We start from the raw sequence: 12,495 nt of genomic DNA on the forward strand, positions 1-12,495 counted from the left end.
ACCCACGAACCCTCCGTCACCCCGGACTTGTTCCGGGGTCCACTCCGCGGCGAGGGGGATGGCTGGAGGTTCGGGCGCTGCCCCCGCGGCTCGGTGGACCCCGGAACGAGTCCGGGGTGACGGAGTGGGTGGGGCGTGGGGTGCGTGCCACACTTTCCGGGGAGCGTTTCGCATGATGCTCTCCCGCACCGGTGCGTCGCTCTACTGGCTCGGTCGCTATCTCGAGCGGGCCGATTTCATCGCGCGGTTGATCGAGGCGACCGTGCGGCTCGACGTCATGTCGTCGCGGCCGGCGGGGGAGATCGCCTGGTCGTCGGCGCTCGCGGTCACCGAAACCGAAGAGGCGTTCGCGGCCAGCGGGGCGGCGCTGCGGCAGACCGAGGTCGTGCGCTTTCTGACGCTCGATACCAGCCATCCGGGATCGGTGATCCGCTGCCTCGACCGCGCGCGCGACAATGCCAAGGCGGTGCGCACCGCGCTGAGCCGCGAGGCATGGACCGCGATCAATCGCGCCTGGCTGGTGTTCGAAAACCGCAACCAGGTCGGCGACACCGTCCAGACGCTGAGCCTGGTCGAGGCGGTGAAGAACGAGACGCGCGGCTTCGAAGGCGCAGTACATCAGATGCTGCGCAACCAGTCGCACTGGTTCATCCGGCTGGGGCAGGCGGTGGAGCGGGCCGACAACACCGCGCGGCTGCTCGACGTCAAATATCATATCCTGCTGCCTGAGGGCGAGGCGGTGGGCGGCGTCGTCGATCGCGACCAGTGGACGACGATCCTGCAGACGGTGTCGGCGGTGACCGCCTATCGCTGGCTGTATTCGGACGGGCTGACGCCGGCGAACGTCATCGACCTGCTGATCGCCAACCGCGACCTGCCGCGCAGCCTGCTCGCCTCCGCCGAGACGACGGTCGATCTGCTCGGGCTGCTCGCCGAGCGCACCGGCGCGCATGGCGAGGCGGACCGGATGGCGCGGATGCGCGCCGCGCGGCTGGGGCGGACGCGGTCGGGCGAGGTGATCGCCAGCGGGCTGCACCAATATCTGCAAGCCTTCATTCGTGAAAACGGCCAATTGCACGAGGCGATCGGCCGCCAGTTCCGGTTCGGCTGATGCGCCTTTCGATCGATCACCGCACCGTTTATCGCTTCAGCGAACCGCAGAGCCGGCTCGTCCAGATGCTGCGCATGACGCCCGAAAACAGCCACGACCAGACGGTGGCGCGCTGGCGGATCGACGTGGATCACGACGCGACGATGCGGCGCGGACGCGATGGCTTCGGCAATGCCGTCACCATGCTGTACGTCGAGGGGCCGCTGCTCGACATCGAGATCGCGGTGCGCGGCGAGGTGCTGACCAGCCATTCGGATGGCGTGGTGCGCGGCGTCAACGAGGTGCTGCCGCCCGCGGTGTTCCTGCGCGCGACCGATGCGACGCCGCGCGACCCCGCGATCGCCGCTTATGCGCGCGAGGCGGTGGCGGGCGCGGATGGCGTGATCGCGCGGTTGCACCGGCTGAACCATGCGTTCCATGGCCGCTTTGCGCTCGACCGGCGGCGGCCGGAGGCGGGGCTGAGCGCGGCGGTGGCGTTCACGCGCGGGGCGGCGACATCGCGTGATCTGGCGCAGATGTTCGCGGTGGCGGCGCGCAGCCTCGACATTCCGGCGCGCTATGTGTCGGGATATAGCATCGTCGAAGGATCGCTGCGCCCGACGCCGCATGGCTGGGCGGAGGCGCATGTGCCCGGGCTCGGCTGGGTCGGGTTCGATCCCTGCACGGGGCGATCGCCACAGGAGGAAAGCGTCCGCGTCGCCGCGGCACTGGATGCGGCAGGCGCGGCGCCGGTGGCGGGATCGCGGCTGGGCGAGGGCGAGGAAGAGCTGGATGTCGCGGTGAAGGTGTCGGCGGCGCAATAGCTGCGTGCGTGCGGTTATTCTCGTGCGGGCGCGATATATGCTCTCCGACGGTGGGGCTTGAGCCGAGACAGTAGTGCGTCTGGATTCCCGCCTGCGCGGGAATGACGATTGGGGGGCGTTATTCCCGCCCCCTTCGTCATCCCGGCGGACGCCGGGATCCATGGAGTCGGAACGCCGATTGGCGGGCGATGCGGCAGGGACACCGCATCCATGGATCCCGGCTTGCGCCGGGATGACGAAAAGGGGGGGCGTTCCTGTGCATCATCGCTCCCCCCACAAACGCAGTTAACCGGATCACAACTCCGCGGGCGTTAGGCGGGCAGCGTGGGGTATGTCCGCATCTCGAGGCTGCGATACGCATGGGTTGGCGTGATGCTGGTCAGCGCTGCGTCGTGCGTGCCGCCGCGGCAGGGCGTCAGCCGCGTGTCGCAGGCGGTGCCGCCGCCGACGCCGCGGCAGTTGCTGCGCGATCTGGCGCTCGACGTGCCCGGCGATCTGCCGGGGCTCGCCGGTCTGCCCGCGAGCCTGCGCGATGCGGTGGACGGCGAAGATGCCGCGGCCGTTGCGCCGCAGGCCGCGCCGCCCTTCCTCGCGCAGATGCAGAGCCAGGAGGATGCGGCGCGCGCCACCGACTGCCTGACCGCGGCGGTCTATTACGAGGCGCGCTCCGAACCCATCGATGGCCAGCGCGCCGTCGCGCAGGCGGTGCTGAACCGTGTGCGCGACCGTGCCTTTCCGCACAGCGTGTGCGGCGTGGTGTTTCAGGGATCGACGCGGCGCACGGGGTGCCAGTTCAGCTTCACCTGCGACGGATCGATGGCGCATCGCCGCGAACCCTATGCCTGGGCGCGGGCGCGCAGCGTGGCCGAGGCGGCGCTGGCGGGCAACGTCTATGCCCCGGTCGGCGGCGCGACCTTCTACCACACCGATGCGATCCTGCCGTGGTGGGCGTCCAGCCTGACGCGGATCGGGTCGGTCGGCGCGCATATCTTCTATCGCTGGCGCGGCGCGATGGAGAGCGCGCTCAGCTTCCGCGCGGCCTATGCGGGCGTCGAGCCGGGGGTGGTCGCGGGCGGTGGCGATGGCGGAGCGCAGTCGCAGGTCGCGACTTTGTATCGCGACAGCCAGGACGATCGCGGCGTCACGGTGCATCGCGGCCGGATGACGCCGGTGGCGAGCGTCGCCGAGGCGCCCGCGACGGATGCCCCAAAGGCGGACGCGCCTGCTCCACGGATGATGATCGCGGCGGGCGTTCGCGTGCATCGCGGCAGCGAGGCGCCGCGGCGCCTGATGACCGAGGGTGCGGTGATCGGCGCCGAATCCGACCCGACCTGAGCCGCGTCAGGCGACCGCCATTGCGTCGGGCAGCGGCGGCGGGGCCAGTTCCTCGTCGGTCAGTGCGCGCCAGCCGTTGGGGCCCAGCATCTCGATCGGGCGATAGCGCGTCTTATACGCCATGCGCGCCGACCCCTTCACCCAATAGCCGAGGTAGACATAGGGCAGGCCACTGTCCCGCGCGCGCAGGATATGGTCCATGATGATGTAATTGCCGAGGCCCGGCCGCGCGGTCGCGGGATCATCGCCATCCGCATCGAAGAAGCTGTAGATCATCGACAGCCCGTCCGCCTGCCGATCGGTCAGGCAGGCGCCGACCAGCTGGCCGCGCGCACCCCCGACCGAGGGCGTGCGATATTCGATGACGTGCGAATTGACCGGGGAATGCTCGACCATGTCGGCATAATCCTCCTCGTCCATCCCCGCCATGCCGCCGCCCGGATGACGCGCGCCGAGATAGCGGCGCAGCAGCTGGAACTGTTCGTCGGTCGCCCAGGGGCGGCAGGCGCTGACCTCCAGGTCCTCGTTGCGGCGGAGCAGCTTGCGCTGCGTCGCATTGGGCACGAATTCGTCGGTGACGACGCGCACTGACACGCAGGCGGCACAGCCCGCGCACGAGGGGCGATAGGCGACGCCCTGCGACCGGCGAAAACCGATGCGGCCAAGCGCGTCGTTCAGCTCGGCGGCATGCGGGCCCGACAATTCGGTGAACACCTTCCGTTCCTGCCGGCCCGGCAGATAGGGGCAGGGCGCGGGCGTGGTGACGAAGAAGCGCGGAAAGCGAAAAGGCGCAGTCACCGCCGACAAACCCCCGAAGCAGACAGGCGCACGATACGCCGCGGCGACATATGAATCACCCCGTCGGTCCTGAAAAGCGGCTTTACCATCAAAGAAGGTTAATTGGCGGCAGAGAGTCTTTCCAGCACGGCCTGTTGGTCCGATCCGGGACGGAAGACGAACTTATTGCGCCGCACCCTGATTGCTGCGGTGCGGGAACTTTTATCGGAATGGGACGTTGGCGTTGTCCCTAGGTGTAACTTCGGAGTTGACTGATGACCAAGATTGCAGGCTCGCTCGCCGCGCTCGCGCTGACCACCGCCTCGATCGCCACGCCGGCGTTCGCGGCGCCCGTGAACCCCGCCGCCTCGCTGTCAGTGGCCAAGTCGGTCCGCGCCAGCGCCCCGTCGGCGCAGAAGAACAAGCTCGCCGGTGGCGGCCTGCTCGCCGCGATCATCGCCGCCAGCGTGGTGGCAATCGGTGTCGTCGCGATCGTCGACGACGGCAATTCCGACAGCAACTGAGCGTTCGCTCAGCTGCAAAGCGGGGGTCGCGCCACGGCGCGGCCCCTTTTTTTGTGTCGCGTTCCCCGAAGACGTCCGGCGCCAAGCATCATTGTACCGGGGTGCGGGGTGTTTATGATCCGTCTGATCGTCGGGGGAATCATGCCGGCATTTTGGGTTATCGCACTGGCGCTGTCGACGCCGACACCTGCGCAAGCGGTTACGCCCCCCGAGACGTGTACGTTGCTGCAAAAGGCCTATCGAATATCGACAGGCGAAGGGCACGACACCGATCTGTCGACGGTCGGACTTGCAAAAACGGACCCGTCGCCTCTGGCGAAGTATAGGCCGGAATTCCGAAGCTATACCGGCTTGACCCCCGGCGAGTTTGCGGACCTGGAGGCCCATGAGGCGGCGGCCGTATCCCCCGGTTTCGTCCCGCAGTGCGCATGGGACAAGGACGACTCCGTGGGGGAGAAGAGCGGCTATGCGGTTGCGTTCAGCGCTCCCATCCTGTCGACCGATCGCCGCATCGCTCTGGTGGAAGTATCTTACAGCAAAGGTATTTCCGCCCACGGGGGCCTGTGCATCATGCGGCTTTCGCCCGCAGGATGGAACGGACGCTGCATCAATGCGTGGAGTATCCGCTAGCCCCTACGCCTGTTCCACCATGCTCGTTTCGAAGCCGCCTTCGCGGAGGGCGGCGATCAGGCGGTTGAGGTGGTCGCGGTCGCGGGCTTCGCATTCGATGTCGGTGATCAGGCCTTTTGCCGGCAACGAGGTGAAGATGCGCTGGTGGTACACCTCGATGATGTTGACGCGCTGCGCGTCGAAGATGCGTGCGACGTTGTAGAGCGCGCCGGGCTGGTCCTGTAGCCGCACGCGCAGGCGGGCGAGGCGGCCCGACCGGGCGAGGTCGCGCAGCAGCACGTTGGCGAGCAGGCGCGTGTCGATATTGCCGCCGCACAGGACGATGCCGACGGTGCGGCCCTTGAACCGCTCCGGATAGGCCATCAGCGCGGCGAGGCCGGCGGCGCCGGCGCCCTCGACCACGGTCTTTTCGATCTGGAGCAGCAGGCTGACCGCCTCTTCCAGATTGCGCTCGCCGACCAGCACGATGTCGTCGACCAGCTCGGCGACCATGCGTGAGGTGATGCCGCCGGGTTCCTTCACCGCGATACCCTCGGCGAGCGTATCGCCGGCGCAGGGCAAAGCGGTGCCGCGGATGCGGTTGTACATCGAGGGGAAGAGTTCGGCCTGCACGCCGATCACCTCGATCGGATGGTCCGCGGCGCGCGCGACGACGCTGTTGCCCGAGATGAGCCCGCCGCCGCCGATCGGGATCAGCAGCGTGTCGAGGCTCGGCACGTCCTCCAGCATCTCGACCGCGACGGTGCCTTGCCCCGCGATGACGCGCGGATCGTCGAACGGGTGGACGAAGGTGAAGCCGCACTCCGCCTCCAGCACGCGGGCATGGGCGTAGGCCGCGTCGAACGTGTCGCCTTCCAGCACCACCTTGGCCTTGTGCCCTTCGGTCTGCGTCACCTTCACCGTCGGCGTGGTGCGCGGCATCACGATCGTCGCGGGGATGCCGAGGCGGTTGGCGTGATAGGCGAGGCCCTGTGCGTGATTCCCCGCCGAGGCGGCGATGACGCCCTTCGCGCGCGCTTCCGGCGACAGCTGCAACAGTGTGTTGAGCGCGCCGCGTTCCTTGTACGCCGCGGTAAATTGCAGATTTTCGAACTTCAGGAACACGGTGGCGCCGGTCATCTCGCTCAGCGTCTTGCTGATCAGCGTCGGCGTGCGGACGATCGCGTCGCGAATGCGGGCGTGGGCGGCGTACACATCGTCGATGGAGACGGGGAGCGAGGCGGTGTCGGCAGGGTTGGTGGCCATGGCGCCGAGCTAGACCATCTGGTGCGGCGGGGGAACACCGCTTATGCGCTGAGGCTATGGCACGATCGGCTTTGACAATAGTGGCGGCGCTGGCCGCGGTTCTGGCGACTTCGCACGCGGCCGGCGCCGACGGGCTGGTCGATAACGTCAACGGCATGACGCTGGACAAGGACGGCAAGGTCGTCCGGTTCCAGGCGATGCTGGTCAATGCGCAGGGCGCCGTCGTCAGGTTGCTGTCGGCAAAGGACAAACGGCCGGAGAAGCTCGACTGGCGGGCCGACATGAAGGGCAAATACCTGCTGCCCGGCATGATAGATGCGCATGGCCATGTGATGGAACTGGGCTTTCGCGCATTGGAGCTCGACCTGTCGGATACGAAGAGCCTCGCCGAGGCGCAGATGAAGATTGCCGCTTATGCGCGCGACAATCCCGACAAGGCGTGGATCATTGGCGGCGGCTGGAACCAGGAGACCTGGGGGCTGGGCCGCTTCCCGACGACCGCCGATCTCGACGCCGCGGTCGGCGATCGTCCGGTTTGGCTGGCGCGCGCCGACGGCCATGCCGGCTGGGGCAACAGCGCCGCGCTGAAGGCCGCCGGCGTCACCGCGAAGAGCGTGTCGCCCGCGGGCGGCCGGATCGAGAAGGGGCCGGGGGGGCAGCCCGCGGGCGTGTTCGTCGATGCGGCACAGGATCTGGTGGTGAAGATCCTGCCCCAGCCGCTGGGCAAGGACCGCAACGCCGCCTTCCTGAAGGCGCAGGAGATCCTGCTCGGCTATGGCGTCACCGCAACCGCCGACATGGGCACGAGCATCGACGACTGGCTGACCTATCGCCGGATCGCGGACCTCGGCGGCCTGCGCGTGCGCATCATGAGCTATGGCATGGGGGTGGATACGACGGTGCAGATCGGCGGCACTGGGCCGACGCCGTGGCTGTACGACGACCGGCTGAAGCTGGTCGGCGTCAAGCTCTACGCCGATGGGGCGCTGGGGTCGCGCGGGGCGTGGCTGAAGGCGCCCTATGCCGACGCGCCGGGCCAGACGGGCGCGGGCTTCATGAACGACACCGTGCTGCGCAACCGGATGAGCCGCGCGGCGATGGACGGATACCAGGTCGCGGTGCATGCGATCGGCGACCGCGCCAATGCCGAGGTGCTGGATGCGATCGACGAGATGGCGCAGACCTACAAAGGCGACCGGCGCTGGCGTGTCGAGCATGCGCAGATCGTCGACCCCGTCGACCTGCCGCGCTTCGGAAAATATGGCACGATCGCGTCGATGCAGCCGGTCCATGAGACGAGCGACCGGCTGATGGCCGAGGCGCGGTTGGGGCCGCAGCGGCTGGCGGGTGCCTATGCCTGGGCGTCGATGCTGCGCAACGGCGCGAAACTGGCGTTCGGCTCCGACTATCCGGTGGAAAAGCCCGATCCCTGGGCCGGCTGGGCCGCGGCGTTCACCCGCCAGGGTCCCGATGGCCAGCCGTTCGGCGGCTGGCAGCCGCAGGAGGCGATCACGCGCGAACAGGCGTGGTGGGCCTATACCGGCGGTGCGGCCTATGCCGGTTTCGCCGAGGATCGCTTCGGCCGCCTCGCTCCCGGCCAGAAGGCGGACTTCGTCATCGTCGACCGCGACCCCCTGCTCGCCTCCCCCGCAGACCTGCGCGCGACCAAGGTCGAACAGACGTGGATCGGCGGCCAGAAGGTGTGGCAGCGGAAGTAAGCCGCACGCCAAAAGGGCCGCAGCACCCCCCGATGCTGCGGCCCTTCACTCCCGGATACTGGGGAGGGGAAACCTGCGCGGTCAGGCGACCGCGACGACCTCTTCGGGTTCGCGCAGCACATAGCCGCGGCCCCAGACGGTCTCGATGTAATTCTCGCCGTCACACGCCAGGCTGAGCTTCTTGCGCAGCTTGCAGATGAAGACGTCGATGATCTTGAGTTCGGGTTCGTCCATGCCGCCGTACAGGTGGTTCAGGAACATTTCCTTGGTCAGCGTGGTGCCCTTGCGCAGGCTGAGCAGCTCGAGCATCGCATATTCCTTGCCGGTCAGATGCACGCGCGCGCCATCGACCTCGACCGTCTTGGCGTCGAGATTGACGGCGAGCTTGCCGGTGCGGATGACCGATTGCGAATGACCCTTCGAACGACGGACGACCGCGTGGATGCGGGCGATCAGTTCCTCGCGATGGAAGGGCTTGGTGACGTAGTCGTCGGCGCCGAAGCCGAAGCTGCGCACCTTGCTGTCCATCTCGTTGATGCCGCTGAGGATCAGCACCGGCGTGGTCACGCGGGCGACGCGCAGCTTCTTCAGCACGTCATAGCCGTGCATGTCCGGCAGGTTGAGGTCGAGCAGGATGATGTCGTAGTCGTACAGCTTGCCGAGGTCCAAGCCCTCCTCGCCAAGGTCGGTCGTATAGACGTTGAACCCCTCGGTGCCGAGCATCAGCTCGATCGCCTTGGCCGTGGTCGGCTCGTCCTCGATCAACAACACCCGCATCGCGTCGTCCCCTGTTGGCGAGGCCGCCAGCACCCCTGGCTCGCGGCTCGCCCCGATTCATTAACCAAACGACATCTGAAGGCAAAAGGTTAATTCGGGATTAAGTGCGGGCGTCAATCTTTACGATTGGTGCTCGTCCGCCTCGGGGTCGGCATCCGGATCGTGCGGCGTCAGGTCGGGGCCGAGCAACGTCTGGTGGCGGCTGCGCGGGATATCCTCGCCCAGCACCTCGCGCAGATACAGGCTGCGCACCAATGTGAAGATCACGACCAGCAGCGCCGCCGAGAAGAACAGGCCGAAGATACCGAAGATCACGCCGATGCCGATGATCGCGAAGACGGTGATCGCCGGCGGGATCGAGACGACACGCGCCTGGACGTAGGGGGTGATGAAGTTGGTCTGGATCAGCCGGACGATCGCATAGGTGGCGAGCGCGCCGATCAGCGCGCCATTGCCCTGCGTCGCGGCGAGGCCCAGCGCGGGGATCATCGCCGCCGTGGGGCCGACATAGGGAATGAATTCCGACAGGCCGGCGAGCAGGCCTAGCGCGGCGGCGGAGGGCACGCCCGATATCCACAGGCCGATGCCGATCAGCAGCCCCATCGTCGTCATCAGGATCAATGACGAGCGCAGCCACAGTCGCAGCGTCGAGCCGACGTCGAACAAAGCATCTTCGATCGCCGGGCGCTTCGAGGGCGGGATCAGGAACAGGAAGCCGCGCTGATAGATGCCGGGATCGGCGGCGAAGAAGGCCGCGCCGACGAGCAGCAGGATGCTGTTGAGGATGAGTTCGCCCGCGCCCTGCACCAGCCCGCCGACGTCCTGCGCCGCCTTCGACCCGGCATAGGCCTGTTGCACCGCATCGACGATCTTGGCGCCGACCGGGCTTTGCGATGCCCAGGCGGCCAGCTGGTCGAGCAGGTTGGGCAGTTGCGTGACGAGCACGTTGACCTGCTCGCGGAACTGCACCCCGAACAGCCAGACGAGGAACGCGACCACGCCATAGGCGGTCGCCATGCCGAGACAGAAGGCGGTCCGGTCCGACACGCGCAGGTGATCGCGGTAGAGGTCGGCGAGCGCGTGGATGGCGATCGCGCCCAGCATCGACCCGAAGGCGAGGATCAGCAGATTGCCCGCGCGCAGCAGCGCCGCGGCGACCGCCGCGATGATGAGGACGTAAAAGATGCGCCGGATGAAGCGCGCATCGTCGGGATCGGGGGCGAGACGGTTCACGCGGGTCGGGGGGCGCTGGGCATGGGCTATCCTGACAGGATCGGGGGGCAATGGACAAGAGGTGGGGGCAGTACTGCCGTGGGGCCGGATCGGTTCCGGTTGCAGGGTAGCGGAGGTGGGCGATGGGGGGGGCGTCGCGACCGCCGCCCGCACGCACCTTACACCTTTGTCATTTGATCTTTATCCGCCGACGCGGCAGCCATTTGGACGTAACAGCGTCGAGCGGACCCGAGCCCCATGAAGATCCTCCTGGTTGATGACGACCCCGTCCTGGCCGATTCGCTGGCGGATGAACTGACCGGCTTCGGCCACGCGCTGTCGACCGCGAGCGACGGGCGCGCGGCGCTGGCGGCGATCGATCAGGATGCGTTCGATGCGGTGGTGCTCGACCGGATGATGCCGCGGGTGGACGGAATCGCGCTGCTCGAGCGGCTGCGCGGCGACGCGCGATCGGTGCCCGTCATCATGCTGAGCGCGCGCGGCCAGTCCGACGACAAGATCAGCGGCCTGGCCGCCGGCGCCGACGATTATGTCGTCAAGCCGGTCGAGGCGGCCGAACTCCACGCGCGGCTGCAGGCGGTGGTGCGCGGCCGGCAGTGGACGCGCGAGGCGAGCGACACGCTGCGCGCGGGCGATATCGTGGTCAGCCCGTCGCGCTTCCGGGCGTGGCGCGACGAAAAGCCGCTCGACCTCGCCAAGCTGGAGCTGAAGCTGCTAGCCGAACTGGTGCGCAACGCCGATACGGTGCTGACGCGCGCGATGCTGATCGAGCGGGTGTGGGGGTACGATTTCGAGCCGGACACCAATCTGGTCGACGTCTACATCCGCCGCCTGCGCCAGAAGCTGACCGCGCATGGCGGCGACGATCCGATCCAGACGATGCGCGGCGTCGGTTATCTGTTGCGCAGCTGACGCATGCCGCGGGGCCGGCGGCTGCGTGCGCCGCGATCGCTGCGGGCGCTGACCTGGATCTTCGTCGCGGCGATGATCGCGGCGACGCTGGGCACGGGCGTCGCCATCTATACCGCGCAGCGCCGGGCGATCGTCCAGCTGGTCGACCAGCGGATCGCCACGGCGGTCGACGCGATCGCGCACGAGGGCGAGCGACCGATGCCGACGCCGGTGCTGGTCGAGCGGCTGCGCATGCTGGCGAGCGACCGCGACACGGGCGATATCGGCGCGATGCTGGTCGATGCGCAGGGGCGGCAGATCGGCGGCAACATCCGGTTGCGCCAGGTGCCGCCGCGCGGCTTCAGCTCGCTGCACAGCGACGACGGGATCAAGGGGCTGACCGCAGGGCGCGCCTATACCGGTGACGTCGGTGATGGGCGGCGGCTGACGATGATCGCCGAGACCGAGCCGTTCGACGATTCGGGCACGGCGCGGCTGCGCAGCTACCTCGCCGGTTTCGGGTCGATCCTGCTGGTCGTCGGGCTGGGGCTCGTGATGTTTTCGCGGCTCGTCGAGCGGCGCATTGGCGCCATGCGCGCGACCGCGGCGGCGATCGTCGATGGCGACATGCAGCGCCGCGTGCCGACCGAGGGCGATGGCGGCGCCTTCGACGCGCAGGCGCACGCTTTCAACGCGATGCTCGACCGGATTGCCGAGCTGATGCGCGGGATTGCCGAAGTGTCGAGCGACATTGCGCACGACCTGCGCAGCCCGCTCGCGCGCCTGCGTGGCCAGCTCGTGCAGCTCGAACGCCGCGCCGAGACGCCGGCGATGCGCGACGGCCTGTCCGCGGCGATCGCGCAGAGCGACACGATCCTCGGCATGTTCGCCGCGATCCTGCGCATTGCCGAAGTGGAAGGCGGCGCGCGGCGGGCGGGTTTCGCGCGCTTCGACCTGGGCGAACTCGTCGCGGAGGTCGGCGAGATGATGGCGCCGGTGGTCGAGGACGATGCGCACATCCTCGTCTGCGATCCCGTCGCCGCGCTGCCCGTTCACGCCGATCGCCAGTTGCTGACTCAGGTGCTGGTCAATCTGATCGTCAATGCCGTGCGCCACACCCCGCCGGGCACGCGCATCACGCTGTCGGCCGTGGCGGTGCGGGGGCAGGCGATCGTCCGCGTGGCCGATAACGGCCCCGGCATCGCCGCGGCAGATCGCGCCACCGCGCTGCGGCGCTTCGGCCGGCTGGATGCGAGCCGGTCGACCGGCGGGTTCGGCCTCGGCCTTCCGCTCGCCGCGGCGATCGCGCGGCTGCATCATGGCGAGCTGTCGCTGGAGGATGCGGCGCCGGGGCTGCGCGTGGTGTTGAGCGTGCCGCTGGCCGCTTAAAGGTCGTTCGCCTCCATGGCGGCTCCGTGCGCGCACCATAACGGAAAGATCCCAGCCTTCGC

Annotated in this window: 12 protein-coding genes; 8 read left to right on the forward strand and 4 right to left on the reverse strand. The window is 68.3% G+C overall.

Going from position 1 to position 12,495, the window contains the following annotated elements:
- Positions 1-175 precede the first annotated feature (175 nt).
- From A7E77_RS10260 to A7E77_RS10270, 3 genes are all read left to right on the forward strand, one after another.
- Positions 176-1,111, forward strand: coding sequence for an alpha-E domain-containing protein (locus A7E77_RS10260; protein WP_063689872.1), 936 nt, complete (start codon positions 176-178; stop codon positions 1,109-1,111).
- Complete coding sequence (locus tag A7E77_RS10265) at positions 1,111-1,914, forward strand: transglutaminase family protein (RefSeq protein ID WP_063687769.1); 804 nt, start codon at positions 1,111-1,113, stop codon at positions 1,912-1,914. The genes A7E77_RS10260 and A7E77_RS10265 overlap by 1 nt, the downstream gene beginning before the upstream one ends.
- Before the next feature lie 372 nt (positions 1,915-2,286).
- Positions 2,287-3,249 carry a cell wall hydrolase gene (locus A7E77_RS10270; protein WP_063687771.1) on the forward strand — a complete coding sequence of 321 codons (963 nt, stop codon included), beginning with the start codon at positions 2,287-2,289 and terminating at the stop codon, positions 3,247-3,249.
- Between the two features lie 6 nt (positions 3,250-3,255).
- Here the strand turns inward: A7E77_RS10270 and A7E77_RS10275 are convergent, their stop codons facing one another.
- The gene (locus A7E77_RS10275; RefSeq protein ID WP_063689875.1) at positions 3,256-4,047 is read right to left on the reverse strand and encodes an arginyltransferase; all 792 of its coding nucleotides are present in this window, start codon (positions 4,045-4,047) and stop codon (positions 3,256-3,258) included.
- 254 nt (positions 4,048-4,301) lie between these two features.
- Between A7E77_RS10275 and A7E77_RS10280 the strand changes: the two genes are divergently transcribed.
- Positions 4,302-4,550 (forward strand): hypothetical protein, encoded by a 249-nt coding sequence (locus A7E77_RS10280; RefSeq protein ID WP_017977679.1) that lies wholly within the window; start codon positions 4,302-4,304, stop codon positions 4,548-4,550.
- Positions 4,551-4,664: 114 nt separating this feature from the next.
- The gene (locus A7E77_RS10285; protein WP_017977680.1) at positions 4,665-5,180 is read left to right on the forward strand and encodes a hypothetical protein; all 516 of its coding nucleotides are present in this window, start codon (positions 4,665-4,667) and stop codon (positions 5,178-5,180) included.
- A 3-nt stretch (positions 5,181-5,183) separates the two neighbouring features.
- Here the strand turns inward: A7E77_RS10285 and A7E77_RS10290 are convergent, their stop codons facing one another.
- The gene (locus A7E77_RS10290; RefSeq protein ID WP_063687773.1) at positions 5,184-6,425 is read right to left on the reverse strand and encodes a threonine ammonia-lyase; all 1,242 of its coding nucleotides are present in this window, start codon (positions 6,423-6,425) and stop codon (positions 5,184-5,186) included.
- A gap of 56 nt (positions 6,426-6,481) precedes the next feature.
- Between A7E77_RS10290 and A7E77_RS10295 the strand changes: the two genes are divergently transcribed.
- The gene (locus tag A7E77_RS10295) at positions 6,482-8,143 is read left to right on the forward strand and encodes an amidohydrolase (protein WP_063687775.1); all 1,662 of its coding nucleotides are present in this window, start codon (positions 6,482-6,484) and stop codon (positions 8,141-8,143) included.
- Between the two features lie 81 nt (positions 8,144-8,224).
- On the opposite strand, the gene ctrA is transcribed toward A7E77_RS10295, so the two are convergent.
- The gene (gene ctrA / locus A7E77_RS10300) at positions 8,225-8,920 is read right to left on the reverse strand and encodes a response regulator transcription factor CtrA (RefSeq protein ID WP_020486368.1); all 696 of its coding nucleotides are present in this window, start codon (positions 8,918-8,920) and stop codon (positions 8,225-8,227) included.
- 120 nt (positions 8,921-9,040) lie between these two features.
- Entirely contained in the window at positions 9,041-10,153 is a 1,113-nt protein-coding gene (locus A7E77_RS10305; protein WP_063687777.1) for an AI-2E family transporter, read from the reverse strand.
- Positions 10,154-10,390: 237 nt separating this feature from the next.
- On the opposite strand from A7E77_RS10305, the gene A7E77_RS10310 reads away from it, so the two are divergent.
- Entirely contained in the window at positions 10,391-11,065 is a 675-nt protein-coding gene (locus A7E77_RS10310; RefSeq protein WP_017977685.1) for a response regulator transcription factor, read from the forward strand.
- 3 nt (positions 11,066-11,068) lie between these two features.
- Positions 11,069-12,433, forward strand: coding sequence for a sensor histidine kinase (locus A7E77_RS10315; RefSeq protein WP_063687778.1), 1,365 nt, complete (start codon positions 11,069-11,071; stop codon positions 12,431-12,433).
- Positions 12,434-12,495 lie beyond the last annotated feature (62 nt).

Origin of the sequence: Sphingomonas sp. NIC1, from assembly GCF_001638925.1 — a bacterium.
In the GTDB taxonomy this organism is placed as follows: Bacteria; Pseudomonadota; Alphaproteobacteria; order Sphingomonadales; family Sphingomonadaceae; genus Sphingomonas; species Sphingomonas aquatilis.

What these genes read in the sequence shown, in the direction of transcription:
- A7E77_RS10270 (WP_063687771.1), top strand. Translation starts at nt 2,287, where the DNA reads ATGCTGGTCAGCGCTGCGTCGTGCGTGCCGCCGCGGCAGGGCGTCAGC.
- A7E77_RS10310 (WP_017977685.1), top strand. Translation starts at nt 10,391, where the DNA reads ATGAAGATCCTCCTGGTTGATGACGACCCCGTCCTGGCCGATTCGCTG.
- A7E77_RS10280 (WP_017977679.1), top strand. Translation starts at nt 4,302, where the DNA reads ATGACCAAGATTGCAGGCTCGCTCGCCGCGCTCGCGCTGACCACCGCC.
- ctrA (WP_020486368.1), bottom strand. Translation starts at nt 8,920, where the DNA reads ATGCGGGTGTTGTTGATCGAGGACGAGCCGACCACGGCCAAGGCGATC.
- A7E77_RS10265 (WP_063687769.1), top strand. Translation starts at nt 1,111, where the DNA reads ATGCGCCTTTCGATCGATCACCGCACCGTTTATCGCTTCAGCGAACCG.
- A7E77_RS10290 (WP_063687773.1), bottom strand. Translation starts at nt 6,425, where the DNA reads ATGGCCACCAACCCTGCCGACACCGCCTCGCTCCCCGTCTCCATCGAC.
- A7E77_RS10295 (WP_063687775.1), top strand. Translation starts at nt 6,482, where the DNA reads ATGGCACGATCGGCTTTGACAATAGTGGCGGCGCTGGCCGCGGTTCTG.
- A7E77_RS10260 (WP_063689872.1), top strand. Translation starts at nt 176, where the DNA reads ATGCTCTCCCGCACCGGTGCGTCGCTCTACTGGCTCGGTCGCTATCTC.
- A7E77_RS10315 (WP_063687778.1), top strand. Translation starts at nt 11,069, where the DNA reads ATGCCGCGGGGCCGGCGGCTGCGTGCGCCGCGATCGCTGCGGGCGCTG.
- A7E77_RS10285 (WP_017977680.1), top strand. Translation starts at nt 4,665, where the DNA reads ATGATCCGTCTGATCGTCGGGGGAATCATGCCGGCATTTTGGGTTATC.